21 protein-coding genes, 1 tRNA gene and 1 pseudogene are annotated in these 26,077 nt (G+C 74.5%); 15 read left to right on the top strand and 8 right to left on the bottom strand.

The annotated features are described in order from the left end of the window. Window positions 1–99: 99 nt before the first annotated feature. Together GA0070214_RS28930 and GA0070214_RS28920 are read left to right on the top strand one after the other, a co-directional pair. Window positions 100–690 carry a dihydrofolate reductase family protein gene (locus GA0070214_RS28930; RefSeq protein WP_091269690.1) on the top strand — a complete coding sequence of 197 codons (591 nt, stop codon included), beginning with the start codon at window positions 100–102 and terminating at the stop codon, window positions 688–690. Window positions 691–1,249: 559 nt separating this feature from the next. Beyond that, window positions 1,250–1,831, top strand: a complete 582-nt coding sequence (locus GA0070214_RS28920) for a DUF4240 domain-containing protein (RefSeq protein WP_244167900.1) — start codon at window positions 1,250–1,252, stop codon at window positions 1,829–1,831. A gap of 312 nt (window positions 1,832–2,143) precedes the next feature. On the opposite strand, the gene GA0070214_RS28915 is transcribed toward GA0070214_RS28920, so the two are convergent. Continuing rightward, window positions 2,144–2,219 (bottom strand) — tRNA-Arg (locus GA0070214_RS28915). A gap of 168 nt (window positions 2,220–2,387) precedes the next feature. On the opposite strand from GA0070214_RS28915, the gene GA0070214_RS28910 reads away from it, so the two are divergent. After that, the gene (locus GA0070214_RS28910) at window positions 2,388–3,125 is read left to right on the top strand and encodes a hypothetical protein (RefSeq protein ID WP_091269688.1); all 738 of its coding nucleotides are present in this window, start codon (window positions 2,388–2,390) and stop codon (window positions 3,123–3,125) included. Between the two features lie 10 nt (window positions 3,126–3,135). On the opposite strand, the gene GA0070214_RS28905 is transcribed toward GA0070214_RS28910, so the two are convergent. Both GA0070214_RS28905 and GA0070214_RS28900 read right to left on the bottom strand, forming a co-directional pair. Then, window positions 3,136–4,146 carry an alpha/beta hydrolase gene (locus GA0070214_RS28905; protein ID WP_167364350.1) on the bottom strand — a complete coding sequence of 337 codons (1,011 nt, stop codon included), beginning with the start codon at window positions 4,144–4,146 and terminating at the stop codon, window positions 3,136–3,138. Between the two features lie 89 nt (window positions 4,147–4,235). Further along, window positions 4,236–4,646: an HPF/RaiA family ribosome-associated protein gene (locus GA0070214_RS28900; RefSeq protein WP_091269687.1), complete on the bottom strand. Its 411-nt coding sequence runs from the start codon at window positions 4,644–4,646 to the stop codon at window positions 4,236–4,238. A 278-nt stretch (window positions 4,647–4,924) separates the two neighbouring features. Between GA0070214_RS28900 and ssb the strand changes: the two genes are divergently transcribed. From ssb to GA0070214_RS28885, 3 genes are all read left to right on the top strand, one after another. Continuing rightward, window positions 4,925–5,755 carry a single-stranded DNA-binding protein gene (gene ssb, locus GA0070214_RS28895; protein WP_091269686.1) on the top strand — a complete coding sequence of 277 codons (831 nt, stop codon included), beginning with the start codon at window positions 4,925–4,927 and terminating at the stop codon, window positions 5,753–5,755. Window positions 5,756–5,848: 93 nt separating this feature from the next. Continuing rightward, the gene (locus GA0070214_RS28890) at window positions 5,849–6,880 is read left to right on the top strand and encodes a cobalamin biosynthesis protein (protein WP_091269685.1); all 1,032 of its coding nucleotides are present in this window, start codon (window positions 5,849–5,851) and stop codon (window positions 6,878–6,880) included. Beyond that, complete coding sequence (locus GA0070214_RS28885; protein ID WP_091269684.1) at window positions 6,877–8,418, top strand: cobyric acid synthase; 1,542 nt, start codon at window positions 6,877–6,879, stop codon at window positions 8,416–8,418. The genes GA0070214_RS28890 and GA0070214_RS28885 overlap by 4 nt, the downstream gene beginning before the upstream one ends. 132 nt (window positions 8,419–8,550) lie before the next feature. Here GA0070214_RS28885 and GA0070214_RS28880 read toward each other — a convergent pair whose 3' ends face one another. Next, a complete protein-coding gene (locus GA0070214_RS28880) occupies window positions 8,551–8,952 on the bottom strand; it encodes a rhodanese-like domain-containing protein (protein ID WP_091269683.1) in 402 nt (133 codons plus the stop codon). On the opposite strand from GA0070214_RS28880, the pseudogene GA0070214_RS28875 reads away from it, so the two are divergent. The 4 genes and pseudogenes from GA0070214_RS28875 to GA0070214_RS28860 form a co-directional block, all read left to right on the top strand. After that, window positions 8,887–9,759 (top strand): annotated as a pseudogene (locus tag GA0070214_RS28875) (uridine kinase family protein); the annotation flags it as partial. The gene GA0070214_RS28880 and the pseudogene GA0070214_RS28875 sit on opposite strands and share 66 nt — an antisense overlap. Beyond that, on the top strand, window positions 9,752–11,104 hold the full coding sequence (locus GA0070214_RS28870) for a dipeptidase (RefSeq protein ID WP_208602947.1): 1,353 nt from the start codon (window positions 9,752–9,754) through the stop codon (window positions 11,102–11,104). The pseudogene GA0070214_RS28875 and the gene GA0070214_RS28870, both read left to right, overlap by 8 nt. Window positions 11,105–11,182: 78 nt before the next feature. Next, window positions 11,183–11,389: a hypothetical protein gene (locus tag GA0070214_RS28865; protein ID WP_091269681.1), complete on the top strand. Its 207-nt coding sequence runs from the start codon at window positions 11,183–11,185 to the stop codon at window positions 11,387–11,389. Between the two features lie 113 nt (window positions 11,390–11,502). After that, window positions 11,503–13,086, top strand: a complete 1,584-nt coding sequence (locus GA0070214_RS28860) for an ATP-dependent DNA ligase (protein WP_091269680.1) — start codon at window positions 11,503–11,505, stop codon at window positions 13,084–13,086. 112 nt (window positions 13,087–13,198) lie between these two features. On the opposite strand, the gene GA0070214_RS28855 is transcribed toward GA0070214_RS28860, so the two are convergent. Further along, complete coding sequence (locus GA0070214_RS28855) at window positions 13,199–14,014, bottom strand: SURF1 family cytochrome oxidase biogenesis protein (RefSeq protein WP_091269778.1); 816 nt, start codon at window positions 14,012–14,014, stop codon at window positions 13,199–13,201. 135 nt (window positions 14,015–14,149) lie between these two features. Between GA0070214_RS28855 and GA0070214_RS28850 the strand changes: the two genes are divergently transcribed. Next, window positions 14,150–15,514 carry a cobyrinic acid a,c-diamide synthase CobB gene (locus GA0070214_RS28850; protein ID WP_091269679.1) on the top strand — a complete coding sequence of 455 codons (1,365 nt, stop codon included), beginning with the start codon at window positions 14,150–14,152 and terminating at the stop codon, window positions 15,512–15,514. Next, window positions 15,511–16,080, top strand: a complete 570-nt coding sequence (locus GA0070214_RS28845; protein ID WP_091269678.1) for a GNAT family N-acetyltransferase — start codon at window positions 15,511–15,513, stop codon at window positions 16,078–16,080. Before GA0070214_RS28850 ends, GA0070214_RS28845 begins: the two co-directional genes overlap by 4 nt. A gap of 104 nt (window positions 16,081–16,184) precedes the next feature. Here GA0070214_RS28845 and GA0070214_RS28840 read toward each other — a convergent pair whose 3' ends face one another. Beyond that, a complete protein-coding gene (locus GA0070214_RS28840) occupies window positions 16,185–18,320 on the bottom strand; it encodes a transglycosylase domain-containing protein (protein ID WP_091269677.1) in 2,136 nt (711 codons plus the stop codon). 133 nt (window positions 18,321–18,453) lie between these two features. Between GA0070214_RS28840 and cobC the strand changes: the two genes are divergently transcribed. The 3 genes from cobC to cobA are packed head-to-tail and all read left to right on the top strand — an operon-like array spanning window position 18,454 to window position 21,871. Next, window positions 18,454–19,536, top strand: a complete 1,083-nt coding sequence (gene cobC / locus GA0070214_RS28835; RefSeq protein WP_091269676.1) for an Rv2231c family histidinol phosphate aminotransferase CobC — start codon at window positions 18,454–18,456, stop codon at window positions 19,534–19,536. Then, a complete protein-coding gene (cobT, locus tag GA0070214_RS28830; protein WP_091269675.1) occupies window positions 19,536–20,606 on the top strand; it encodes a nicotinate-nucleotide--dimethylbenzimidazole phosphoribosyltransferase in 1,071 nt (356 codons plus the stop codon). The genes cobC and cobT overlap by 1 nt, the downstream gene beginning before the upstream one ends. Beyond that, window positions 20,603–21,871, top strand: a complete 1,269-nt coding sequence (gene cobA / locus GA0070214_RS28825; protein ID WP_091269674.1) for a uroporphyrinogen-III C-methyltransferase — start codon at window positions 20,603–20,605, stop codon at window positions 21,869–21,871. Before cobT ends, cobA begins: the two co-directional genes overlap by 4 nt. Before the next feature lie 64 nt (window positions 21,872–21,935). Here cobA and otsB read toward each other — a convergent pair whose 3' ends face one another. Next, window positions 21,936–24,497, bottom strand: a complete 2,562-nt coding sequence (gene otsB / locus GA0070214_RS28820; RefSeq protein ID WP_091269673.1) for a trehalose-phosphatase — start codon at window positions 24,495–24,497, stop codon at window positions 21,936–21,938. 35 nt (window positions 24,498–24,532) lie between these two features. Beyond that, entirely contained in the window at window positions 24,533–25,933 is a 1,401-nt protein-coding gene (locus GA0070214_RS28815) for an alpha,alpha-trehalose-phosphate synthase (UDP-forming) (RefSeq protein ID WP_091269672.1), read from the bottom strand. Between the last annotated feature and the right edge of the window lie 144 nt (window positions 25,934–26,077).

Raw genomic sequence — 26,077 nt, 5'->3', positions numbered from 1 at the left:
GTCCGGCCGTCCGCCGAGGCCTACCTGTCGTACCTCGGCGTTACGGTCTCGAGCACCTACCGCTCCCGGACGCCCGGCGTCCCTCGACGAAGGGCTTTCATGGCACGCGTACTGCTGGACGTCACCATGTCGCTGGACGGGTTCATGGCCGGCCCGGACGTCAGCGTGGAGAACCCGATGGGCGTCGGCGGGCTCCGCCTGCACGAGTGGATCTTCGAGGCCTCGTCGAACGAGGTGGACGCGGAGATCAATCGGGGCATGCAGACGGGCACGGGCGCCGTGGTGCTCGGCCGGCGGACGTTCGACGTCGGCGTCGACGTCTGGAACGACACCCCCTTCCCGGTGCCCTGCCTCGTGCTGACCCACCACCCCCTCGCCGAGCGGGTCGAGAAGAGCGGCACCTTCACCTTCGTCACCGACGTCCGGGACGCCTTCGACCGGGCCACCACGGCCGCGGGCGACCGCGACGTACGCCTGATGGGCGCGACGGTCGGCCAGCAGTTCCTGGCCGCCGGTCTGGTCGACGAGATTCGCGTCCAGCTCGCGCCCGTGCTGCTCGGCGCTGGCCGCCGCCTCTTCGAGCATCTGGGCGACGCGCACATCGAAGTGGAGCGGCTCGCCACAGTGGATTCGCCGCACGTGACCCACCTGCGCTACCGGGTCCGGCGACCCGAAGTCGCGCAGCCCTGACGGTCGCCGCGCCCCGGCAGGTCGCGTGCGCTTGCGCAGCCGAAGCCGGCTGGCGAGGCGCGTGCCGGCATCCAATGCTGCAACGGCAGGGGGAGGATCCGTGGCACTCAACAAGCGAGGCAGTAGGCCGATCGTTGTCGATGGTAAGGGCTATCGCTGGTCTGTTTGTGGCCCCGGGCCTCCATCCTGGCAGCCGCGGAGTCCGCCTCCGTCCGGCTGTCGTGTCGGGAGACCTCGCACCGGTTGCCGTTGTCGTCCTGCCGCTACACCGTCCAACCTCTGGTACGGTCCTCGGCCAGCTGCGCAGGCATCGGCCAGATCCTGGTGACACATCCTCCGGCCAGCCCGGCAGCACCTTGCGGCTGACCGACATGAACACCGGACCATACGGGGTGTTGATACGCCAGTTCTCCTACTGGTCCAGATCGTGCGACGCAAACCGTGCCAGCAACCGCGTCAACTCCCGGACCTCCGCGTCACTTAGCGGGCCGCCCGGCTCCACGCTCTCCTCCCGCCAGGATTCCAGATCAAGCGGACCGTTACCGTCCTCGACGTGAACATGGCGGAATTCTGGCAGTTCCTGGAGCGGTCAGCCGAGGAGACGACCGACCCGGCCCACAGGCTCGACTGGTTGGCATACCGGCTCAGCCGCGTCTCTCTTGAGCACATCGCGGACTTCCAGCTCCACCTGGAGGCTGCGCGTCGCCCGATCGATACCTATGCCATGTGGGGCGCAGCCAACCAGATCATGGACGGCCTCTGTAGCGGCGACGCGTTCTGGTACTTCCAACCATGGCTCATCGGCCAGGGGCAGCGCTGGTGGCATCACGCCGCCCAAAACCCCGACAACCTCGCCGACCTGCCCGCCGTTCGCGCGCTCGCCGGCAGCAGTCCCCGGGAATGGGCCAACGCGGAATGGCCACACTGGGAAGAACTCGCCTACGTGGCACCCCGCGCCCACGACCACATCACCGGGCGTGAAGACAGCCTCGAAGAAGCGCTGGACGGCCGGGGCCACCGCACGTACTCCGACCCGGAACCAACCGATCAACCCTGGGACAGCGACAGCCTCGCCCAGATCGAACAACGTCTGCCGCGCCTCGCGCGCTTGTTCCCCCGCCAGCAACACGTGAAGCCCTGACCGGCGGGTGCTGGGCTGGGCAGCAGTGATAGAGCGGATCTCGTCAGGTTGAGCGTCGCGCCCTGGAAGTGGACGAGGCCAAGCGCCTGCTCGACGTCCTGCGCGGTCACCGGCTCGAAGCGCTGTACGTGTGCGCCCTACGGTCGGGCTGCGGCGTGGGGAACTGCTAGGGCTCGCCTGGTCGGATGAGCGGGCCGCCGTGGACGAGGCCGCGAAGCACCCCTTCGGCTGACTTGGCTGTACGAATGGCTGTACGGGACCGGTGGCGACTGACTGGACTGGGAGCGGCAGGCCTTTGACCTGGGGTGAGGGTGGTGCGCCCGGCAGGATTCGAACCTGCGGCCTTGGGATTAGAAGTCCCCTGCTCTATCCGCTGAGCTACGGGCGCGCGTCGACGGTGTCGCGCCAAGAGGGTACCGCCGCCCCGGGGCTCGCCGGGGGAACGGGTGGTCGTGGCCACGTCGCTGCTCAGCGTCCCACGGCCGGCCCTCCGGGAGCACCCCGGATATCCGGGTCGCGGGCCGCCGACCCCGGGCCGGACCGTACCCTCGGCGTCGTGCTGCTCGACCAGGAAACCGAGAACGAGATCGCGTACGAGCTGTGCCAGCTCCTCGGCCGGGCCATCCTGCCGGTGAGCGGGTCGGACGGGCGTGGCGCGGCGGCGGAGACGTACGGCACCGCCTTCTTCTACAGCGAGCTGGTCGGCGCGACCGACGACGGCGAGGTGGTGCACGAGTGGCTGCTCACGGCCGCCGCGACCACCCGGACGCCGTACGGGGAGATCGGGCTGCGGCCGAGCCTCACCGAGCCGGCCGAGGCGGCCGCGGAGCCGATCGAGCTGCCCGGCTTCGCCGACCGGTGGTTGCAGCTGCCGGAGCTCGGCCTCGCCGCCATGCCCACGGGCGGCCTGCACGGATACGCCGAGGACGGGGGCTGGATCTGGCGTACCCAGCAGGTGACCGACGCCGTGGCCGCGCCGGCCGACGCGGTCGCCCGGGTCGGCGCGGAGCCGGGCTCGGCGTTCGTGCTGGCGCTCGGTGTCGGCGACGCCGGGGCGCGGCCGTTGGAGGCGGTGATCGAGCGGGTGGCGCGGGTCGGCGACGAGGTGCGGGTCACCACCGAGCTGCCGTCCGGGTACGTGGGCGCGCCGGTCTTCGGTGTCGAGGCGGCCGATGGGGAGCTCTCGCTGCGCTGCCTGGGCCTCCTGCTGCCGCCCGACGGCGGTGGTCACCCGGTCGCGACGTTCGACCGCATCCGGTCGGCCCTGGCGGCGGCGACCGCCGGTCACCGCTGACCGGCCCGGCTCAGCCCTCGGTCGTGGCCCCGGCCGGCTCGTCGGCCGGTCGCCGTGGCGCCGGCGCGGTCGGCCCGGCACCGAGGAAGCCCTCCGCCCACCGACCGACCTCCGCGAACACCTTCTCGCGTACGGCGGGGCCGGACAGCGTCAGGTCGTGCAGCCCGCCGTCGAACCGGGCCAGGGTGACGTGCCGGCCGAGGCGGGGCGCCCAGCGGACCATGTGCTCCACGTCGAGCACCGCGTCGGCGAGGGTGGCCGAGTCGTGCCACTTGGTGCCCCGGTAGCTGCGGGTCGAGCAGGCCAGCAGCACCGGCACGGGGATGTCCAGGCCGCCCCGGAGCTGGCGCTGGCCGGCGCGGATCGCGTTGATCCAGCCGGCCCGCACCGGGAACCCGGCGAGCGGCTTCCAGGCCAGGTCGTAGCGCCACTCGCCGCGGTGGTCGGCGTGCAGGCTCTCGCCGTACACGGTGCCCAGCCCGAACGGGAGGACGCGCTGCGGCGCCCGGCGGCCCAGCCGCGAGACGGCGGCCGCGAGGGGTCGACGGACCAGCCAGGGCGCGTTGATGTCGAAGAAGGGGCTGTTCAGGACGATCCCGTCGACCAGGCCGGCCTCGCGGCGGGCGTGCGCCCAGAGCGAGATGATCAGGCCGCCGGTGGAGTGGCCCATGGCGAGCAGGGTGTCGTGCCCCTCGTCCTCGCGGATGATCTTCGCGGCGGCGTCCAGCTCCGGGAAGTAGTCGCTCAGGTCACGGCAGAAGTTCGGGGTCTGGTGCGGTTGCAGGCTGCGGCCGTACTTGCGCAGGTCGAGCGCGTAGAAGTCCCAGCCGCGTTCGGCGAAGAAGTCGGCGACGTGGGTCTGGAAGAAGTAGTCGACGAAGCCGTGCACGTAGAGCACGGCACGGCCGGTCGGGCGCTCCGCCCGCCGGCGGACCAGGGTTGCGACGACCGGGCCCTCGTCGTCGGTGCCCAGGTCGATCGTCTGCCGCTCGTACGGCGGTCCCAGCACGTCGGGTTCCACGACCGCGACGGTACGCCGCAACGCTACCCGGCGGTAGCCCCCGCCCCCGCCCGCCGGCACCGGGTGCGGACGGGGGGCGGGAGTCGGTCTCAGGCGGTCTCGGCGTCGGCCCGCTCGGCCGCCTGCGACGGGGCGCCCTCGGGCTGGTCGATCTCGCGCAGGTGCTTGTTGTGACGCGGCTCCTGCCGGGTCTTCGCGTCGTTGAGCCGGCGGCGCAGGTCGTCCCGGACGTCGTTGAGCGCGGCGTGCAGGTCCTCCTCGGCGGAGGTGGTGACGATCTTCTGGCGCCCCGCGACCCAGCACTCCAGGGTCACCTTCTGGCCCCGGGCGTTCCGGTCCTTGACCGACACCTCCAGCTCGGTGGCGTCGGCGTGGAACCCGGCGAGCCGGGCGTCGAGGGTCGCGAACTGCTCCGCGATCCAGTTGCGGTCGCCCTGGGAGAACCCGGCGCCGACCCGCAGGCACTCGGCCACGGTCGCGGGGTTCGCCACGGCGCTCATCGGCGGGCCTCGCAGACGTCTCGGAGAAGCATCGTCGCTCCCTTTCTCTCGGTTGATCAAAGCCATACCCAGTCGGGGCACCTTCGGAACCCGACCTCGTGATCATGCTGCTTCGCAGGTCAGGGCCACAGGGCCACTGGTCCTAGCAGACCGGGACCTTGATCAGGTGGTTGTCCACAGCCGGCTCCGTCATCCACAGACCGGCCCGGGACGGCTGGCCCGCGGGGGTACGACGGCCGAGGCTCGGCCCGACAAGCCGAGTTCCCCTGGGAGGGGCGATGTTCGATACGTACGTCACGATCGTCGGCAACGTGCTGACCGCGCCGGAGTGGCGCCGGACCACCCAGAGCAACACCCTGGTGGCCAACTTCAAGGTGGCCTCGACCGCCCGCCGGCTCGACCGGGAGAGCGGCCGCTGGGTCGACGGCAACAGCCTCCGGGTGCGGGTCAACTGCTGGCGGAAGCTGGCCGAGGGGGTGGCCGCCTCGGTGGCGGTCGGTGACCCGGTGGTGGTCGCGGGCCGCCTCTACACCCGCGACTGGACCGACGACGCCGGCAACCACCGCACCCTCTACGAGCTGGAGGCGGTGGCCGTCGGGCACGACCTGTCGCGGGGCCGGGCCCGCTTCCTGCGCAACCGGCCGAGCATGACGACCAGCAGCGTCGACGACGCCGAGGCCGAGCGCCGGGTGCACGGCGAGGCCACCGCGCCGGTGTCGGTGGCGCAGGCCCCGGTGTCGTTCGACGACCGGCCCTTCGACGACGAGTTCCCGCCGGAGTTCGACACCTCGCGGGTCGGGCTCTCCGCCGGGACGGACCCGGCGGAGAGCGACCTCGACGAGCTGGCCGACCCCTTCGACGAGCGGCCCGACCTGGGCGCCGGGCAGGCCGACCTGGTCTCCGGGCGGGAGGGCCTGGCCGCCGAGGTGGACGAACCGGCCGCCGGGACGGGCGCCGGGGCGGTCACCGGGAGGCGGGGTGCCGAGCGGGTTGCCGGGGAGGAGGGGGCGGAGGCGGTCACCGACGAGCCGGAGCCGGCCGCGGCGCCGGGTGTCACCGGGCCCGGGCGGCCGCGGCGCGGCCGGGGACGTGCCCCGGTGCCCGCCTGACCAGCCCGGATCGTGCAACGGGGGAGCGGGGTGGCGACGCCGGCGTGGCCGCCCCGCCGTACGACTAGGCTGGCCGGCCGGAGGTGGTGACGGGTGCGGCAGGCGACCGCCATGGCGAACGCGGCGGGACTGGTGGCGGGCTACGCCCTGGACTCGCTGCTCGGCGACCCCCGGCGATGGCACCCGGTGGCCGGCTTCGGCCGCGCCGCCGGCGCCCTGGAGAGGCGGATCTACCGGCCCGAGCGGTCCGCCGGCGCGGCGTTCACCGCGCTCGCGGTCGGCGCGCCCGTGCTGTTCGGGGCGGCCGCCGGCCTCGCCACCCGGCGTCACCCGGTGGCCCGGGCCGCGCTGGTGGCCGCCGGCACCTGGACGGTGCTGGGCGGGCGCACCCTGCGGCACGAGTCGCGGCTGATGGCCCGGGCGTTGCAGGCCGGCGACCTGCCGGCCGCGCGCGGCCGGCTCAATCACCTCTGCGGGCGGGACCCGTCGGCGCTCGACGAGCCGGAACTGGCCCGGGCCACCGTCGAGTCGGTCGCCGAGAACACCTCCGACGCGGTGGTCGCCCCGCTGGTCTGGGGCGCCGTCGCCGGGCTGCCCGGCCTGCTCGGCTACCGGGCGGCCAACACGCTCGACGCCATGGTGGGCCACCGCTCGCCCCGCTACGCCCGCTTCGGCACCCCGGCCGCCCGCCTCGACGACCTGCTCAACCTGGTCCCCGCCCGGCTGACCGGGCTGCTCACCGTCGCCGTGGCGCCGGCCGCGCACGGGGACCGCGCAGCCGCCCGGCGGGTCTGGCGACGGGACCGCAACGACCACCCGAGCCCGAACGCGGGCCAGTGCGAGGCGGCGATGGCCGGGGCGCTCGGCGTCCGGCTGGGTGGGCGCAACGTCTACTTCGGACGTGAGGAGACCCGGCCGTTCCTCGGGGACGGGCCCCGGCCCGAGGCGCGGCACCTGAAGCGGGCCGCCCGGATCTCCGGCGCGGTCGGGCTGGCCGCGCTGGGCCTCGCGGCGGCGTACCCGGTGACGGTCGGCCGCCTGGCCGGGGCGACCGGCCGCGCCGCGCTGCGCGCCCTCGGCGGGGCGCGACCGGGGAGCGGGCGAGCAGCGGGGAGCGGGCGATGAGCGGCGGGCTGCTGGTCGCCGGCACCACCTCCGACGCCGGCAAGAGCGTGCTCACCGCCGGCATCTGCCGCTGGCTGCGCCGCCGGGGTGTGCGGGTCGCCCCGTTCAAGGCGCAGAACATGTCCAACAACTCGGCCGTGGTGGTGGGGCCGGACGGGCGCGGCGGTGAGATCGGCCGCGCCCAGGCCATGCAGGCCGCCGCCTGCGGGCTCGCCCCGGACCTGCGCTTCAACCCGGTGCTGCTGAAGCCGGGCAGCGACCACGCCAGCCAGGTGGTGCTGCTGGGCGAGGCGGTCGACACGGTCACCGCCGGGAACTACCGGGAGCTGCGTCCCCGGCTCGCCGGGACCGCGTACGCGGCGCTGGCCGAGCTGCGGGCCGAGTACGACGTGGTGATCTGCGAGGGCGCCGGCAGCCCGGCCGAGATCAACCTGCGGGCCGGTGACTACGTGAACATGGGGCTGGCCCGGCACGCCGGCCTGCCCGCCGTCGTGGTCGGCGACATCGACCGGGGCGGGGTGTTCGCCTCGATGTTCGGCACGGTCGCGCTGCTCGACCCGGCCGACCAGGCCCTCGTCGCCGGCTTCGTGATCAACAAATTCCGGGGCGACCTCGGGCTGCTCCGGCCGGGGCTGGACATGCTGCACCGGGTCACCGGCCGGCCGACCCTCGGCGTGCTGCCCTGGGCGCTCGACCTCTGGTTGGACGCGGAGGACTCGCTGGCGTACGGGCGGGTGCTCGGCCGGCCGGCGCCGCCCCGGGGCACCGACTGGCTCGATGTGGCGGTGGTCCGGCTGCCCCGGATCAGCAACGCCACCGACGTCGAGGCACTGGCCACCGAGCCCGGCGTCCGGGTGCGCCTGACCATCGAGCCGGCCGAGCTGGCCGCCGCCGACCTGGTCGTGCTGCCCGGCTCCAAGTCCACGGTGGCCGACCTGGCCTGGCTGCGGGAGACCGGCCTGGCCGACGCCGTCCTGGCGCACGCCGCCGCAGGGAAGCCGCTGCTCGGCATCTGCGGCGGGTTCCAGATGCTGTCCCGGGCCATCCACGACCCCGTGGAGAGCCGTCAGGGCAGCGTGCCCGGCCTCGGGCTGCTCCCCGTCGAGATCACCTTCGAACCGCGCAAGACGGTCCGGCGTGCCGCCGGCACCGCCGCCGGGGACGTGCCGGTGCACGGCTACGAGATCCACCACGGCCAGGTGTCCACCGCCGACCCCGGCCTGCCGCCGCTGCTCCGCTACGCCGACGGCACCGGCGAGGGAGCCCGGCTGGGCGCGGTGCAGGGCACCCACTGGCACGGCGCCTTCGAGTCCGACGGTTTCCGGCGCCGCTTCCTCACCGAGGTCGCCGCGCTGTCCGGCCGGACCGGGTTCAAGGTCGCGCCGGACACGTCGTTCGCCGCCGCCCGGGAGCGCACCCTGGACCTGCTCGGCGACCTCGTCGAGGAGCACCTCGACACCGACGCGCTGTGGCGGCTCATCGAGTCCGGGCCGCCCGCCGACCTGCCGTTCATCCCACCCGGCGCGCCGACCACCTGAACGGGCCGGGGCGCCAACCAGCTGAACGCCCGGAGCGCCGACCGCCAGAGCGGGCCCGGGCGTCGCCCACCGCCACACCGGCCCGGCGTCGCCGACCAGACAGCAGGCCTGGGGCGCCGATCGCGGGTGAGGTCAGTAGCGGATGTCGGCGGGGCGGTCGGACATCGGCAGGCCCGCCTCCTGCCACCCCTGCACGCCGCCGATCATGTCGGTGGCCCGCCGCAGCCCGAGCGCCTGAAGGCCGGCGGCCGCGAGGCTGGAGCTGTAGCCCTGCCGGCACACCACCACGATCTGCCGGTCGTAGCTGGTGGATTCGGGGATGCGCCAGGCGCTGGCCGGGTCCAGCCGCCACTCCAGCACGGTCCGGTCGATGACGATCGCCCCGGGCAGCTCGCCCTGCTCGCGGCGCTGCGCCTCGGTGCGCGTGTCGACCAGCAGCGCCCCGGTGCGGACGGCCTCGACGGCGTCGTGCGGGGTGAGCCGGCGGAGGCCGGCCCGGGCCTGTTCGAGCAGGGCGTCGACGCCCGGACTCATCACGTCATGGAGCACATCCCGATGATGCCCACGGCGAACCGGACCCGCCCGGTGAACGGTCTGCTGGTGCCGCAGGTTCCAGCGGACGGGGGACCGCTAGCGTCGGTCGGGTGACGGTGGCGGTGGTCGAGGCGTACGCCGGGTTGGCCCGGCGGGTGCTGGCCGGGCCGGCGCGGTTGGGGCGTACCCGACTGGTGGCCGTCGACGGGCCGAGCGGCGCGGGCAAGAGCGTCTTCGCGACGCGCCTCGCGGACGCCCTGGGGGCGCTGCCCGGCGGTGCGCGGCCGCCGGTGGTCCGCACCGACGACCTGCTCGACGGTTGGGACGACCAGTTCACCTTCTGGCCCCGGCTGGAGGAGTGGGTGCTCGGGCCGGTCCGCGCGGGCCGGCCGGGGGCCTACCGCCGGTACAGCTGGGTACACCGGCGCTTCCTGGACCGGCCGGTGCCGGTGCCCGCCGGGCCGGTGCTGATCGTGGAGGGGGTGAGCGCCGCGCGGGCGGCGATCCGGCCGGAGCTGACCCTGTCGGTCCTCGTCACCGCGCCGGCGGACCTGCGGCTGTCCCGGGCGCTCGCCCGCGACGGCGCGGAGATCATGCCCGAGCTGCGCCGCTGGCACGCGGGGGAGCGGGCGCACTTCGCCGCCGACGGCACCGGGGCCGCGGTGGACCTGGTGGTCGACGGCGCCCCCGACCTGCCGCACGACGCGGCGCGCTACTACGTCCGCCGGTCCGGGGGACGGGCTCGGACGGCATGGCCAGGTAAGGGCGGCATACGATTCCGGTCATGACCACACCGATCATGTCCGAGTCCGAGGTGCGGGCCGCCGTCGAGCGGGAACTGCCCGGCGTCCGTGCCGACCTCGAGCGACTCGTCCGCATCCCGGGCATCGCCTTCGAGGGCTTCGACCACTCGCACGTCGAGCGTTCCGCCGAGGCGGTGGCGGAGCTGCTGCGCGGCTGCGGCCTCGACACGAAGATCGTGCGCTCCGGCGGCCAGCCGGCGGTGATCGGGACGAAGCCGGCCCCGCCCGGCGCGCCGACCGTCCTCCTGTACGCGCACCACGACGTCCAGCCGGTCGGCGACCTGTCGCTCTGGGAGTCCGACCCGTTCGAGCCGGTGGAGCGGGACGGCCGCCTCTACGGCCGGGGCGCCGCCGACGACAAGGCCGGCATCATGGCGCACGTCGCGGCGCTGCGCGCGTTCGGCGACCGGCTTCCGGTCGGCGTGGTCCTCTTCATCGAGGGCGAGGAGGAGTACGGCTCGGACTCGCTGGAGCAGCTGCTCATCGCGCACCGCGAGGAGCTCGCGTCGGACGTCATCGTCATCGCCGACTCCGGCAACTGGGACATCGGGGTGCCCGCGCTGACCACCTCGCTGCGCGGCATCGTCAACTGCTTCGTGGAGGTGCGCACCCTCGACCACGCGGTGCACAGCGGCATGTTCGGCGGCGCCGTGCCCGACGCGCTCACCACGCTGGTGAAGCTGCTCGCCACGCTGCACGACGACGACGGCAACGTGGCCGTCGAGGGCCTCGTCGGTCGCGAGGGCGCCGCCGTCGACTACCCCGAGGACCGGTTCCGCGCCGAGGCCGGGCTGGTCTACGGCGCGCAGCTCTTCGGCACCGGCCGGATCACCGACCGGCTCTGGACCAAGCCGGCCCTCGCGATCCTCGGTGTGGACGCGCCGGCCACCGGGGAGGCGCCGAACGCGCTGGTCCCGGCCGCCAAGGCGAAGCTGAGCGTACGGCTGGCGCCGGGCGACGACCCGAAGAAGGCGTACGCGGCGCTCATCGCGCACCTGGAGAAGAACGCCCCCTGGGGCGCGCAGGTGACGGTGACCTTCGAGCACGACGGTGCGCCCTGCGTCATCGACGCCACCGGGCCGATGTTCGACGCGGCGCGGGCGGCGTTCCGGGAGGCCTGGGACGGCACCGATCCGGTCGACATCGGCGTGGGCGGATCGATCCCGTTCATCGCCACCTTCCAGGAGATGTTCCCCGCCGCGGCGATCCTGGTGACCGGTGTGGAGGACCCGCACGCCCGGGCGCACGGGCCGAACGAGAGCCTGCACCTGGGCGAGTTCGCCCGGGTCTGCGCCGCCGAGGCGCTGCTGCTCGCGAAGGTCGCGGCGGTGGGCACGCAGCGAGCCTGAGGTGTCGAAACCGTAACTTCGGGGCCGATGTCGGAGTTTGCGGTGTGTCGGGTGGCGGGGTGTTATAGCCTCTCGAACATGCGTACGAACGACGAGATGTCGCGGCTCCAGGCCGCCGTCAGTGCTCTGGGGGACGTCGATGTCTCCGCGTGGCCCGAGGACGCGCTCAAGGAACAGCTCGGCGAGCTCTCCGCCGTGCTGGTCACGCTCGACACGCTGCTCACCCGCGTGGCCGACGAGGTGCGCGCCCGCGGCCTCCGCATCGAGGAGCCGGTCTCGGCCTGAGCCGGCCCGGCGCCGTCGTGATCTTGGGGAGTTGACGTTCCTGGGGGACGCCAACTCTCCAAGATCGCTCGGGACGCGCCCCGGTGTCGGTCGTGGCTGGCAGGATGAGGCACGTGCGGTTTGTTGAGCTGGCGGCCACGTCGGCGGCGGTGGGCGCCACCAGCGGCCGGCGGGCCAAGGTGGAGCTGCTGGCCGCCGCGCTGCGGTCGCTCGATCCCGACGAGGTGCCGGCGGGCGCCGGCTACCTGGCCGGCGAGCTGCGGCAGCGGCAGACCGGCGTGGGCTGGGCGAGCCTGCGTGACCTGCCCCCACCGGCCGCCGAGCCGACCCTGACCGTGGGCGGCGTCGACGCGGCGATCGAGGAGATCGCGGCGGTCGGCGGCGCGGGCTCCCAGGCCCGGCGGCGCGAGCTGGTCGGCCAGCTCTTCGCCGCGGCGACCGCCGACGAGCAGCGGCTGCTGGTCGGCCTGTTCCGGGGCGAGCTGCGCCAGGGCGCGCAGGCCGGGCTGCTCACCGAGGCGGTCGCCCGGGCCGCCGACGTGCCGGTGGCGGCCGTCCGGCGGGCCCTGCTGCTCGCCGGCGACCTGCGGGCCGTGGCGGTCGCGGCGCTCTCCGGCGGCGCGGCCGCGCTGGCCGGGTTCGGGCTCCAGGTGGGCCGCCCGCTCGCCCCCATGCTGGCGCAGAGCGCGCCCACGGTCGACGAGGCGCTCACCGCCACCGGCGTTCCGGCGGTGGTCGACGTCAAGCTCGACGGCATCCGCATCCAGGTGCACCGGTCCGGCCAGGACATCGCGGTCTTCACCCGCAGCCTGGACGACATCACCGGCCGGCTGCCCGAGGTGGTGGCCGCCGTCCGCGCGCTGCCCGCCCGGGAGCTGGTGCTCGACGGCGAGGCGATCGGGCTGGACGCCGAGGGCCGCCCGCTGCCGTTCCAGGAGACCTCCAGCCGGGCCGCCCGGCGCACCACCGCGAGCACCACCGGGGGCGCGCCGGTGGCGCCCGCCGTGCTCGCCGCGGCCGAGCGGGCCGGCGAGACGGTGCTGACGCCCTACTTCTTCGACCTGCTGCACCTCGACGGCGTGGACCTGATCGACCTGCCCGGCCGGGAGCGGTGGGCGGCGCTGGCCCGCGTGGTCGACCCGACGCTGCTGGTCGGCCGGGTGGAGGTGGACGACCCCGAGCAGGCCGGCGCGGCCTTCGCGGCGGCGGTCGACGCGGGCCAGGAGGGGGTGGTGATCAAGGACCCGGCCGCGCCCTACGACGCCGGCCGGCGCGGCGCGGCCTGGGTCAAGGTGAAGCCCCGGCACACCCTCGACCTCGTGGTGCTGGCCGTCGAGTGGGGCAGTGGCCGGCGGCAGGGCTGGCTCTCCAACCTGCACCTGGGCGCCCGCGACCCGCGCACCGGCGAGTTCGTCATGCTCGGCAAGACGTTCAAGGGGCTCACCGACGAGCTGCTGCGCTGGCAGACCGAGCGCTTCCTCGGGCTGGCCGTGGAGAAGGGCGACTGGGTGGTGCGGGTCCGGCCGGAGCAGGTGGTCGAGATCGCCTTCGACGGGGTGCAGACCAGCAGCCGCTACCCGGGCGGGATGGCGCTGCGCTTCGCGCGGGTGATCCGCTACCGGGACGACAAGACCGCCGCCGAGGCGGACACCATCGACGCGGTGCGGGCCATCCACGCCGGCCGGGTCACGGGCTGACCGGCGGGCACGTAGCCAGCCTTGATCGACTCCAGATCGGCGAGGTGGGCCGGTCGGACTGGCCGGGATGCCGCCAGGCCGGCGAGCTGGCGCCGCCGCCGACGCCGCGCGGTCAGGTGGCCGCCGGCTCGGCGGCCCGGTCCACCGGCTCGCGCGGCCCGTCCAGGCCGGCCAGCCGCCGCGCCTCCCGGCGGGCGACCCAGCCGTAGCCGACCAGGCTCATCCCGGCGAAGAGCCACCACTGCACCACGTAGCCGAAGTTCTGCCAGTTGTTGGTGTGCCCGATGGGCACCGCCTGGAACGCCGGGTCGGCGGCCGGCGTCTGCTGGTCGAGCAGGACGTAACCGCCGGACACCGGGTAGGGCAGCTGCTTCGCGAGCCGGGGGATGCTGATCCGGCGGGTCTCCAGCTTGCCGTTGCGCCGGTCGACCGCACCGCCGCCGCTCTCGCTGGACACCAGCCGGCCGGTGACCGTCACCTCGCCGGTCGGCGCGGCCGGCACCTGCGGCTGGGTGGTGGCGTTCCCGCCGGGGACGGGCGGGATCCAGCCCCGGTCGACCAGCACGGCGCTGCCGTCGGCGAGGACCAGCGGGGTGAGCACCTCGAAGCCGACCTTGTTGTCGACGGTGCGGCCGCGGACCAGGACGATGTTCGCGCTGTCGTACCGGCCGGTGGTGGTCACCCTGGTCCAGGTGAGCCGGTCGGCGGGGGCCGGGCCGGCGGTGCCGGGGCCGCCCGTCGGGGCCGGCAGGGCGTCACGCAGCGGGGCGGGTGTCATGGTGGCGCCGGCGTCGATCCGCTCGTTGATCGCCGTCCGCCCCCGGTAGCGGTCCAGCTGCCAGTTGCCGAGGAAGACCATCACCGCGGCCGCGACCAGGGTCAGCGCGAGATAGCCGAGCCAGCGCGGGGTCAGCAGGAACCGGTACACGTTGGCCAAGGCTACCCGTATGAGCGGCGCCACTGACTCGCGCCGGGCCGGAACGGGCCGGTCGCCGGCCGCCGCGCGTCGGTCGGGACGGGTATGGTCACGCGGGCGGAAACCACCCCAGAGCAGGAGTCGATGATGACCGTCGTGCCGCGCGTCGTGCTGAGCGCGCCCTCCTCGGGGCACGGCACCGGTGCCCTCTCGCTCGGCCTGCTCGCGGCCCTCGCCGACCGGGGGCTGGACGTCGCCGGCTTCAAGCTCGGGCCGGACCAGGTGGACGCCGCCTACCTCGGGCTGGCGGCCGGGCGGCCGGGGCGCAACCTCGACCCGCGGCTGGTCGGCCCGGAGCGGGTCGCCCCGCTCTTCGCGCACGGCGCGGCCGGGGCCGGGTTCGCGCTGGTCCAGGGCACGATGGGGCTCTACGACTCGATCGCCGGCCGGCCGGAGACCGAGTCCACGGCGGCCGTGGCGACCGCGCTGCGCAGCCCGGTCGTGCTGGTGGTCGACGTGGCCGCCATGGGCCAGTCGGTGGCCGCCCTGGTGCACGGCTTCCGGGCCTACGACGAGCAGCTCTGGCTGGGCGGCGTGATCCTCAACCGGGTGGCCTCGCCCCGGCACGAGGCCATGCTGCGCGAGGCGCTCGACGACGTGGGGGTGCCGGTCTACGGCGCGCTGCGCCGGCACGAGCTGCCCCCGGTGCTGCCCGCCCGCCGGCACGGCGTGGTGCCGGTGGTCCAGCGCGACGCCGAGGCCGAGCGGGCCGTGCGCCGGCTCGGCGAGGGCGTCGCCGCCACGGTCGACCTCGACCGGTTGCTGGCGCTGGCCCGGTCCGCCCCGGAGCTGACCGCCGCGCCCTGGTCGCCGGAGCCGGCCGGCCCGCCCGCCGGGGAGCGGCCGGTGGTCGCGCTGGCCGGCGGTCCGGGCGGCAGCTACAGCCACCCGGAGACCGCCGAGCTGCTGCGCGCCGCCGGCGCCGAGGTGGTCACCGTCGACCCGCTGCGCGACGAGGCGCTGCCCGCCGGCACCCGCGCGCTGGTCGTCGGCGGCGGGCTCCCGGAGACGTACGCGGAGCAGCTCTCCGCCAACCGCCGGCTCTGCATCGCGGTGGCCGAGCTGGCCCGCACCGGTCGCCCGGTGGTCGCCGAGGGGGCCGGCCTGCTCTGGCTGGCCCGGGAGCTCGACGGCCGGCCCATGTGCGGCGTGCTCGACGCGGTGGGCGCCAGCCGGGACGGCCTGGTGGTCGGCTACCGGGAGGCGACCGCGGCCGGCGACAGCGTGGTGGCCCGGGCGGGCACCACGGTGGTGGGGCACAAGCAGCACGCCGCGGTGCTCACCCCGCGGGCCGGCGAGCGGGCGGCCTGGCGCTGGGAGGGTGGCGCCCCGGAGGGCTTCGTGTGGCGGGGCGTGCACGCCTCGCAGCTCGTGCCGCACTGGGCCGCGTACCCGGACGTCGCGGCCCGGCTCGTCGCGGCGGCCGTGGCCCCCGCGGAGGCCCCGGCGTGATCGGGCAGGTGGCGGTGCGCCGGTTCCCGGCGCTGACCGTCAGCACCCCGCGCACCGAGGTACGCCAGCTCGTCGTGGCCGACGCCGGGGCGATCGACGAGGTGTTCGCGGACCGGCAGACCCAGCGGTGGCTGCCGCTGGCCGACTCCTCGGGGCAGATCGACGGGCGGGCCTGGTGCACCGAGCTGGCCCGGCAGCGCCGCGACAGCGGCGACGGCGACCACTGGGCGGTGGTCCGCCGCGAGGACCGGCGGGTGGTCGGCTGCCTCTGGACCCGCCGCACCGACTGGGGTGCCCGGCTCACCGAGGTGTCCTACGCCATCGCCCCGCACGCCCGGGGCTACGGCCTGGCCGCCGAGGCGGTCGACGCGGTCGCCATCGCGTTGCTCCTGGAGCACGGCTTCCAGCGCGTCGAGCTGCGGGTCGCCCCCGGCAACGTCGCCTCCCGCCGGGTGGCGGAGAAGGCCGGCTTCAGCTACGAGGGCCTCCTCCGCAACGCCGGCTTCGTCCACGGCGCCCGGGTCGACCTGGAACTCTGGTCCTTCGTCTCGGCCGACCTCCGCTGACCCCCCGACGTTGATCAAGAGGTCTGCGTCGGGAATCGAGGGATTCCGCGCGCAAACCTCTTGATCAACTGGCCCGGGCGCACCCCCGGGCCGTCCAGCGTGGGTCAGCCCACGATCTGGTCGGACGGTGGGGTGAACTGGCGGGTGGGCTTGCCCTTGAGCGCGTCGCGCAGCGTCTCCGCCACCGCGTTGACGGGCACCTGGGACAACCCGTCACCCACCGCGTTGAACGGGTTGTCCGGGTCCGCGATGAAACTCGCCGCGGCCAGCTCCGGCGTGTAGCCGGCGAACCAGGCGGACCGGGTGCTGTCGGTGGTACCCGTCTTGCCGGCGACCGGGCGGCCGACCGTGCCCCGCACGCTGTCCGCGGTCGACCAGCCGCCGCAGCCGCCCCTGGCCGGGGTGTCGCCCGTCGGGCAGCGGGCCGCGTCGGTGGCCGCGCGGGCCGCGTCGGCGCTGACCACCTGCCGGCACCGCGGCTTGGCGACCTCGCGCTCCACCCCACCGGCGGTCTTGTACATGGCCGGCGTGCCGTCCCGGTTCATGATCGAGTTGACCGGGATCGCCTCGCAGTACCGCCCGTCGGCGGCGATGGCCGCGTACGCGTTGGCCATCTCCAGCGGCGTGGCGTCGGAGACGCCCAGGGTGAACGCGCCCCACTTGTTCGCCTTGTCCGGCGCGGCGTGCTCGCGGTCCACGTCGGTACGCCAGCGCAGCCCGAGCTGCTCGGCCAGGCGCACGCCCTTCTCCGCGCCGATCTGCTCCTCCAGCTGGACGAAGAAGGTGTTCACCGACTTGCCGAAGCCGGACCACATGGTCTGCACGCCGGTCATCGCGCCGCTGGCGTTCGACGGCGCCCACCCGTCATAGACCTTGGACTGGTAGCGGTACGGCGAGTTGATGGTGTCGGAGAGCTTCGTCCCGTTGTTGAGCGCGGCGAGCATCGTGAACATCTTGAACGTCGATCCGGCCTGATAGCCGGGGAGTGAGCCCCCGCCGAGCAACGGCGCGACCGTGTTCGGATAGTTCGCCTTGACCTTCGGGCCGGCCTCCGGGTTGGAACTGTTCGGGTTCTCGCTCAGGTCGAGCGAGTAGTTCCGGTTCACCGCCATCGCCTTGATCCGCCCGGTGCCCGGCTCGGCGACCACGATCCCGTTGGCGAACGGGCTGCCCGTGCCGTCCTTCGCGCCCACGTTCTTCTCCGCCGCCTCCTGGATCTTCGGGTCGAGGGCGAGCACGATGCGGTAACCGCCCCGGCGCAGCTTGTCCATCCGCTCCAGCCGGTTCTCCCCGAACGCCGGCTGCGCGCTCCACCAGTTCTTCAGGTAGTCGCAGTAGAAGCCCCAGGTCGCCCGGTACTTCTCGAGGAGCGAGGCGCAGTCGTTGGGCGGGTTGGTGAGCCGCAGCCTGATCGGCTCGGCCTTGGCCGCCGCCGCGGCGTCCGGCGAGAGGTAGCCGAGGCGGGCCATGTTGTCGAGCACGTAGTTGCGGCGGCCGGTGGCGTCCTTCTGGTCGGAGGTGATCGGGTCGTACTCCGAAGGGGACTTGACCAGGCCGGCCAGGGTGGCCGCCTCGACCGGGGTGAGGGTGGCCGGGGTCTTGGAGAAGAAGATCTGCGAGGCCGCGTAGATCCCGTACGCCCGGTGGCCGAAGTAGGCCGAGTTGAGGTAGCGCTCGAGGATCTGCTCCTTGCTGACGTGCTTCTCGATGTCCAGCGCCATGCGCATCTCCTTGACCTTGCGCAGGCTGGTCTGCTGGGTGGCCTCCTGAACCTCCTTCGGCGTCTTCGCGCTGTCCCGCAGGGCCATCCGGACGTACTGCATGGTGATCGTCGAGGCGCCCTGGGAGACACCGCCGGACCGGGCGTTGGACACGAAGGCGCGGGCCACGCCCTTCGGGTCGACGCCGTGGTGCTGGTAGAAGCGGTTGTCCTCGGCGGCGACGATCGCCTGCTGGATGTTCGGCGACATGTCCTCGATCTTGGTGTACTGCCGGTACTCCTCGTAGAACATCGTCAGCACGGTCTTGCCGTCCGGCGCATAGAGGTACGAGGTCTCGGCCGGCAGCGCGGTCTTGAGGATGTTGGTCTTCTGCTCCACTGCGTGTGCGGTGGCCTTGGCGCCGATGCCGGTGACGGCGGCCAGCGGATAGGCCGCGGCGGCGACCACGATGCCGGCGATGAGCCCGGCGCGGAGGAGAGGCACGGCACGACCAGCGGAGGCAAGGGGTCGGTTGCTCACATGGTCAAGCTATGACATTTCCGATTCGGAAATGAGAAGAATTCATAAACGGGCGAGGGGGTTCAGCGGTGGTGACGCGGCCCACGCCGGGATCCGCTGTCCCGGGCGGCGGCTTCCCGGCAGGATCGCGGACATGCGTGCTCAGCTGATCGGGACCGCCGCTCCGGCGGACGAGCCCGACCTCGGCCACCACGGAGATGCCGAGGCCACACCCGGTCTGGTCGACCTCGCGGTCAACGTCCGCCGCGCCCCGATGCCGGACTGGCTGGCCGACCCGCTGGTCACGGCGCTCGGCGGGCTGGCCGCGTACCCCGATCCCGGGCCGGCCCGGGCCGCCGTGGCCGCCCGGCACGGGCGTACCCCGGAAGAGGTACTCCTCACGGCGGGCGCCGCCGAGGGCTTCGTGCTGATCGCCCGGGCGTTGCGCGAGGCCCGGCGGCCGGTGGTGGTGCACCCGCAGTTCACCGAGCCGGAGGCCGCCCTGCGGGCCGCCGGCCACACCGTCGAGCGGGTGCTGCTCGACGCGGGCGACGACTTCCGGCTGGACCCGGCCCGGGTGCCCGCCGACGCCGACCTGGTGCTGCTCGGCAACCCCACCAACCCCACCTCGGTGCTGCACCCCGCCGAGGCGGTCGCCGCGCTGGCCCGCCCCGGCCGGGTGCTGGTGGTCGACGAGGCGTTCGCCGACACCACCGCGGCCCCCGGCGTCGAGGGCGAGCCCGAGTCGCTCGCCGCCCGCCGTGACCTGCCCGGCCTTCTGGTGGTCCGCAGCCTCACCAAGACCTGGGGGCTGGCCGGGCTGCGGATCGGCTACCTGCTCGGCGAACCGCCGCTGCTCGCCCGGCTCGCCGCCGCCCAGCCGCTCTGGGCCGTCTCCACACCGGCGCTGGCCGCCGCCGCCGCCTGCGCGTCCCCGGCCGCCGTGGCGGCCGAGCGCGCCATCGCCGCCGGGCTCGCCGCCGACCGCGACCACCTGGTGACCCGCCTGTCCGGCCTGCCCGGGGTACGCGTCGCCGGCCGTCCCGCCAGCGCCTTCGTCCTGGTACACCTGCCCGGCGCCGCCGCGGTGCGGGAGCGGCTGCGCGAGCGCGGCTGGGCGGTCCGCCGCGGCGACACGTTCCCCGGGCTGGGCCCGGACTGGCTGCGGATCGCGGTGCGCGATCCGGCGACGACCGACGCCTTCACCGACGTGCTGGCGGAGATCCTGGAGGCATGATGCTGGAGTCCACCCTCGCGGCGATCCGCCCGCTCGACGAGGCCGCCATGGCGGCGGCCCGCGAACTCCAGGGCCGGCTCACCAAGCCCGCCGGTTCGCTGGGCGCCCTGGAACCGCTGTCCGTACGCCTCGCCGGCCTGGCCGGGACCTGCCCGCCGCCGCTGCCCGAGCGGGCCGCGGTGGCGATCTTCGCAGGCGACCACGGCGTGCACGCCCAGGGCGTCACCCCGTGGCCGCAGGAGGTCACCGCCCAGATGATCGGCAACTTCCTGGCCGGCGGCGCGGTGGTCAACGCGTTCGCCCGGCAGGCCGGCGCCTCGGTCACCGTGGTGGACGTCGGCGTGGCCACCCCGCTGCCGGTCGACCCCACCGCCGACCCGGCCGGCCCGCGCCTGGTCGCCGCGAACGTGCGTCCCGGCACCCGGGACCTGACGGTCACCGCCGCGCTCACCCGCGACGAGGCCCGCGCGGCGGTGGAGACCGGCATCCGGGTGGCCGGGGACCTGGTCGACGCCGGGGCGGGCATCCTGCTCACCGGCGACATGGGCATCGGCAACACCACCCCGGCCGCCGCGCTGATCGCCGCGTTCACCGGGGTCGACCCGGCGGCGGCGACCGGGCGGGGCACCGGCGTGGACGACGAGACGTACGACCGCAAGGTCGGCGTGGTGCGGGCCGCGCTGGACCGGCACGCCCCCGACCCGGCCGACCCGCTGGGGGTGCTCGCCTCGGTCGGCGGCCTGGAGCACGCCGCGCTGGCCGGGCTGGTCCTCGGCGCCGCGGCGCGCCGCGTGCCCGTGCTGCTGGACGGCGTCATCGCGGTCAGCGCCGCACTGGCGGCCGCCGCGTTCGCGCCGGACGCGGTCGGTGCCATGGTCGCCGGGCACCGCTCGGCCGAGCCGGGCGCCACGGCGGCGCTGCGGCACCTCGGCCTGGACCCGCTCATCGACCTCGGGCTGCGGCTCGGCGAGGGCACCGGCGCGCTGCTCGCGCTCCCCGTCGTCACCGGCGCCGTCCGGGTGCTGCACGAGGTCGCCACCTTCGACTCGGCGGGAGTGGCCGAGAAGTGACCGGCAACCCGTACCCGCTGGGGTTGCGGCTGGCCGGCCGGCGGGTGGTCGTGGTCGGCGGGGGAGCGGTGGCCACCCGGCGGGTGCCGGCGCTGCTCGACGCCGGCGCGGACGTCCTGCTGGTGGCGCCGGAGTTGACCCCGGCGCTGCGGGCGCACGTGGACGCCGGCCGGCTGCACTGGGAGCCGCGCCGGTTCGTGCCCGACGACCTGGACGGCGCCTGGCTGGTCCAGGTGGCCGTGGACGACCGGGCGGCCGCGGCCGCGGTCAGCGCCGCCGCCGCCGAGCGGCGCATCTTCTGCGTCCGCGCCGACGACCGGGCGGCCGCGACGGCGTGGACCCCGGCGGTGACCCGGCACGGCCCGGTGACGGTCGCCGTGCTGGGCGGCGGCGACCCCCGCCGCGCGATGAGCGTGCGGGACGCGGTGCGCGACCTGCTGGCCGCCCGCGCCGGACAGCCGAACGCGGAGGCCGGCGGTGCCGTGCCGGGACGGCCGAGCGTGCCGGCTCCCGGCGAGTCCGACACCGACGCCGCGCAGGTGGGCCGGGTGGCGCTGGTGGGCGCGGGACCGGGCGACCCCGAGCTGATCACCGTGAAGGGCTGGCGGCTGCTCACCGAGGCGGACGTGGTGGTCGCCGACCGGCTCGTCCCCGGGCTGCTCCTCGACGAGCTGCGGCCGGACGTCGAGCTGGTCGACGCCTCCAAGATCCCGTACGGGCCGTCGCGGGCCCAGGAGGAGATCAACCGGATCCTGGTGGACCGCGCCCGCGCCGGGAAGGTGGTGGTCCGCCTCAAGGGCGGCGACCCGTACGTCTTCGGCCGGGGCGGCGAGGAGCTGCTGGCCTGTGCCGAGGCGGGCGTCCCGGTGACCGTGGTGCCCGGGGTGACCAGCGCGATCTCGGTGCCCGCGGCGGCCGGGGTGCCGGTCACCCACCGGGCGGTGGCACACGAGTTCACCGTGGTCTCCGGGCACGTGGCGCCCGACTCGCCGGCCTCGCTGGTCCGGTGGGAGTCCCTGGCGGGCCTGCGCGGCACCCTGGTGATCCTCATGGGCCTGAAGAACCTCGCGGCGATCAGTGCCACCCTCGTGGCGCACGGCCGGCCCGCGCGGACGCCGGCCGCGGTGATCCAGGAGGGCACCACCAGCGGCCAGCGGACCCTCCGCTCGACCCTGGGCACGGTTGCCGACGACGTCGCGGCCGCCGGCCTCCGCCCACCGGCCATCGTCGTGATCGGGGACGTGGTCGGGGCGCTCGACACCTGAACCCCGAGCAGGCAGGCGGCCCGGGACCAACCGCTCCCGGGCCGCCGTCGTGCCGCCGCTCAGGTCACTGCTTGAGCATGTTGTCCAGCATGAGGGCGCAGCGGATCAGCCCGAGGTGGCTGTAGGCCTGCGGGTGGTTGCCCAGCCCGCGCTCGGCGAGCGGGTCGTACTGCTCGGGGAGCAGCCCGGTCGGCCCGGCCGTGTCGACCATCTGGGCGAACAGCTCCTCGGCGTCGGTGCGCCGGCCGGTGCGCAGGTACGCCTCGATCAGCCACGCCGTGCAGATGTGGAAGCCGCCCTCCCGGCCGGGCAGGCCGTCGTCCCAGTGGTACCGGTAGACGACCGGGCCGCTGCGCAGCTCCGCCTCGATCTTCAGCACCGTGGACAGGAAGCGCGGGTCGTCCCCGGCGAGCAGCCCCGAGATGCCGATCCAGAGCGACGAGGCGTCCATCTCCTCGTAGCCGTAGGCGACGCTGTAGGCCTCGGCCTCCGGGTGCCAGCCGTGCTCCAGCACGTTGTCGGCGATCCGGTCGCGCAGCTCGACCCACTCCGGCCGGTCCTCGCCGCCGTGCTGCCGCACCACGTGCAGCGCCCGGTCGACGGTCATCCAGAGCATGACCTTGGAGAAGACGTGGTGCCGGGGCGGGAGACGGGCCTCCCAGATGCCGTGGTCGGGCTCGTGCCAGCGGCGGCGGACCGCCTCGACCATGTTCTCCAGCACCCGCCACTCGTCGTCGCGCACCGAGCCCCGGGCGTCGGCCACCGCGGCGATCAGGTCGGCGACCGGGCCGAAGACGTCGAGCTGGAGCTGGTGGTTGGCGAGGTTGCCGACCCGGACCGGCCGGGAGCCGGCGTAGCCGGGCAGGGTGTCGATGACCGCCTCGGCGCCCAGCTCGTAGCCGTCGACCGTGTACAGCGGGTGCAGCCGTTCCGGGTGCCCGCCGGTGCGGTCGATGACGCCGTCGACCCAGCGCAGCAGGCCCTCGGCCTCCTCGGTGGAGCCGAGGTCGACCAGCGCGCGGGCGGTCATGGCCGCGTCCCGCAGCCAGCAGTAGCGGTAGTCCCAGTTGCGGACGCCGCCCAGCTCCTCGGGGAGCGAGGTGGTCGCCGCGGCGAGGATCGAGCCGGTCGGCTCGTGGCAGAGCCCGCGCAGGGTGAGCGCGCTGCGGGCCACCAGGTCCCGGGCGGTGGCGGGCAGCCGCAGCGAGGCCACCCAGTCCTTCCAGGGCTGCTCGGCGGCGGCCTGCCGCTCGTGGACCGGCACCCGGTGGTGTTCGAGGCTCTGCGTGCCGAAGCGCAGCTCCAGCACCACCTGGCCGCCGGCGGCCGACAGGTCCACCACGGCCTTGGCGGTCTCGTAGCCGGCGTCGCTGGTGACCTCCCACTCGACGCCCGGCGAGTAGAGGGCCACCGGCTCGTTGGAACCGAGCACCAGCAGCCCGTCGTCCAGCGGTTGGAGCTGCACGGCGACCTGACCGAACTCGGGCCGCGGGGCGAACTCGATCCGGGCCCGCCCGGTGCCGCTGAGCACCCGGACCAGGGTCGAGTCGCCGGTGACGATCGCCGGGCCGTCCGGCGTCGTCTCCCTGGCCGGCAGGTCCAGCCAGTCGGTCACGGTCAGGCCGGACCAGCGGGTCTCCACCGTCATGGTGTTGCTGCGGTAGCGCTGGCCCAGCGGGATGCCACCGCGCTGCGGGCCGACGGTGAAGTGCCCGGCCGGGCTGCCGCCGACCAGGTCGGCGAAGATCGCCGCCGAGTCCGGCTTCGGGTGGCACAGCCAGGTGATCTTGGCCTCGGGCGTGACGAGCGCGACCGTGCGGCCGTTGGCCAGCATCGAGTGCCGCTCGATCGGCACCGCCCGCTCGCCGAACAGCCAGTGCCGCCGGGTCTCCAGCAGCAGGCCCAGCGCCCGGGCCGCCTCGATCGGCTCGGCCACCCGGTAGTCGGCCTGGGTGTCACCCGGGCCGATCTTGATGCCGACGTCGGGCCCGTGCAGGTTGCCGAAGGCGTTCTCGTCGGTGACGTCGTCGCCGATGAACAGCACCGCGCTGGCCGCGAGCTGGGTCCGGAGCTGGTCGACCGCGGTGCCCTTGTGGGTCGCCACCACCGACAGCTCGATGACCTCCTTGCCCTGGGTGACGGTCACGTCCTCCCAGGTGGCGGGGCCGCTGCGGACGGCCTCGATGGCCGCGGCCGCGATCTGCGGGTCGACCCCGCGGGTGTGCACGGCGACGCTGGCCGGCTTGCGCTCCAGGCGTACGCCCGGGTGGGCCGCGGCGATCTCGCGCAGCTCGTTGCGGAGCCGGTGCCGGACCGCGATCAGCTCCGGGGTGAGCCGCTCGACGAAGCCGATGTCGAACTCGGAGCCGTGGCTGCCGACCAGGTGCACCTCGCTGGGCAGCCGGGACAGCGTGGCCAGGTCGCGGAGCGCGCGGCCGGAGACCACCGCGACGCTGGTCTGCGGCAGGGACGCGAGGGCGCGGACCGCGGCGACCGACTCGGGCAGCGGCACGGCCTTGCTCGGGTCCTCGACGATCGGCGCGAGGGTGCCGTCGTAGTCGCAGGCGACCAGGAGCTGGGGGACCCGGGCGATCCGGCCGATGGCGGCACGCAGCTCGGGATCCATCACTCCGCCGGACGGAGTGGTGGTGGCAGGAGAACTCACGCCGCCTCCGCATCGGGCACGCCGAGTTCGGTCAGGAAGGACTTGGCCCAGTGGCCGACGTCGTGGCTGCGCAGGTGGCGTTGCATTATCCGCATCCGGCGGCGGGCCTCGGGTTTCTCGACGTGCACGGCGCGCAGCAGCGCGTCCTTGACCGCGTCGGGGTCGTGCGGGTTGCACAGGAACGCCTGGCGCAGCTCGGTGGCGGCGCCGGCGAACTCACTGAGCACGAGCGCGCCGCCCTGGTCGGCGCGCGATGCGACGTACTCCTTGGCCACCAGATTCATTCCGTCTCGCAGCGGGGTCACCATCATCACGTCGGCCGCGACGTACATCGCGGCCAGTTCGGAGCGACTGTACGACTGATGCAGATAATGCACCGCCGGCACGCCGACCCGTCCGAATTCGCCATTAATCCGGCCGACCTCGCGTTCCACCTTCACCCGAAGTGCCTGGTAGTGCTCCACGCGCTCGCGGCTCGGCGTGGCGACCTGCACCATAACCGCGTCGGGGACTGTCAACTTTCCGTCAGCGAGGAGTTCGCGGAAGGCCTTCAGCCGGAGCTCGATGCCCTTGGTGTAGTCGAGCCGGTCGACGCCCAGGATGATCGTCTTCGGGTTGCCCAGCTCCTCGCGGATCTGCTTGGCCCGGGCCTGGATCGCCGGGTCCTCGGCCAGCCGCTCCATCTCCCGGGTGTCGATCGAGATGGGGAAGGCGCCGGCCTTCACCTGCCGGCCGTCGACCTGGATCATCTGCCCCTCGTAGCGGAGGCCGAGCAGGTGCCGGGCCAGCCGGACGAAGTTCTGCGCCGCCAGCCGCTGCTGGAAGCCGACCAGGTCGGCGCCGAGCAGCCCGCGCAGGATCTCGGTGCGGAACGGCATCTGCATGAACAGCTCGATCGGCGGGAACGGGATGTGCAGGAAGAACCCGATCCGCAGGTCCGGCCGCAACTCGCGGAGCATGGCCGGCACCAGCTGGAGCTGGTAGTCCTGCACCCAGACCGTGGCGCCCTCGGCCGCGACGTCCGCCGCGGCCTCCGCGAACCGGGCGTTCACCAGGCGGTACGCCTCGCGCCAGCGCCGCTTGTACGCCGGAGTCTCGACCGCGTCGTGGTAGAGCGGCCAGATCGTCGCGTTGGACTGCCCCTCGTAGTAGCGCTCCAGCTCCTCGGCGCTCAGCGGAACCGGGTGCAGCCGGATCCCCTCCAGGTCGAAGGGCTCGGGGGCGGCGCCCGTGCCGCCGGCCCAACCCACCCAGGTGCCCTGGTGCTCGGCGAGGACCGGGTGCAGCGCGGTCACCAGGCCGCCCGGGCTGCGTCGCCACTGCCGCCCTTCGGGTGTGCTCACCTCGTCGACCGGCAGTCGGTTCGCCACCACGACAAAGGAGCTACGGACGGTCACGATCGGCCACCTCCGGGTTGCTGACGGGTCCACCGCGATGAGCGTACTGAGCGTAGCTGCGGCCTCTGTTGCCCCGTGCCGGAGTTCCCTACCCGTCCCACGCCGGTCGAACCTCCTTCGTGATCTTGTCGACAGCCGGGCCCG

Origin of the sequence: Micromonospora chaiyaphumensis (genome assembly GCF_900091435.1) — a bacterium.
GTDB classification, from domain to species: domain Bacteria; phylum Actinomycetota; class Actinomycetes; order Mycobacteriales; family Micromonosporaceae; genus Micromonospora; species Micromonospora chaiyaphumensis.
Note: the sequence above shows the minus strand (reverse complement) of the source record. Positions and strands in the feature narration are given on the sequence as shown.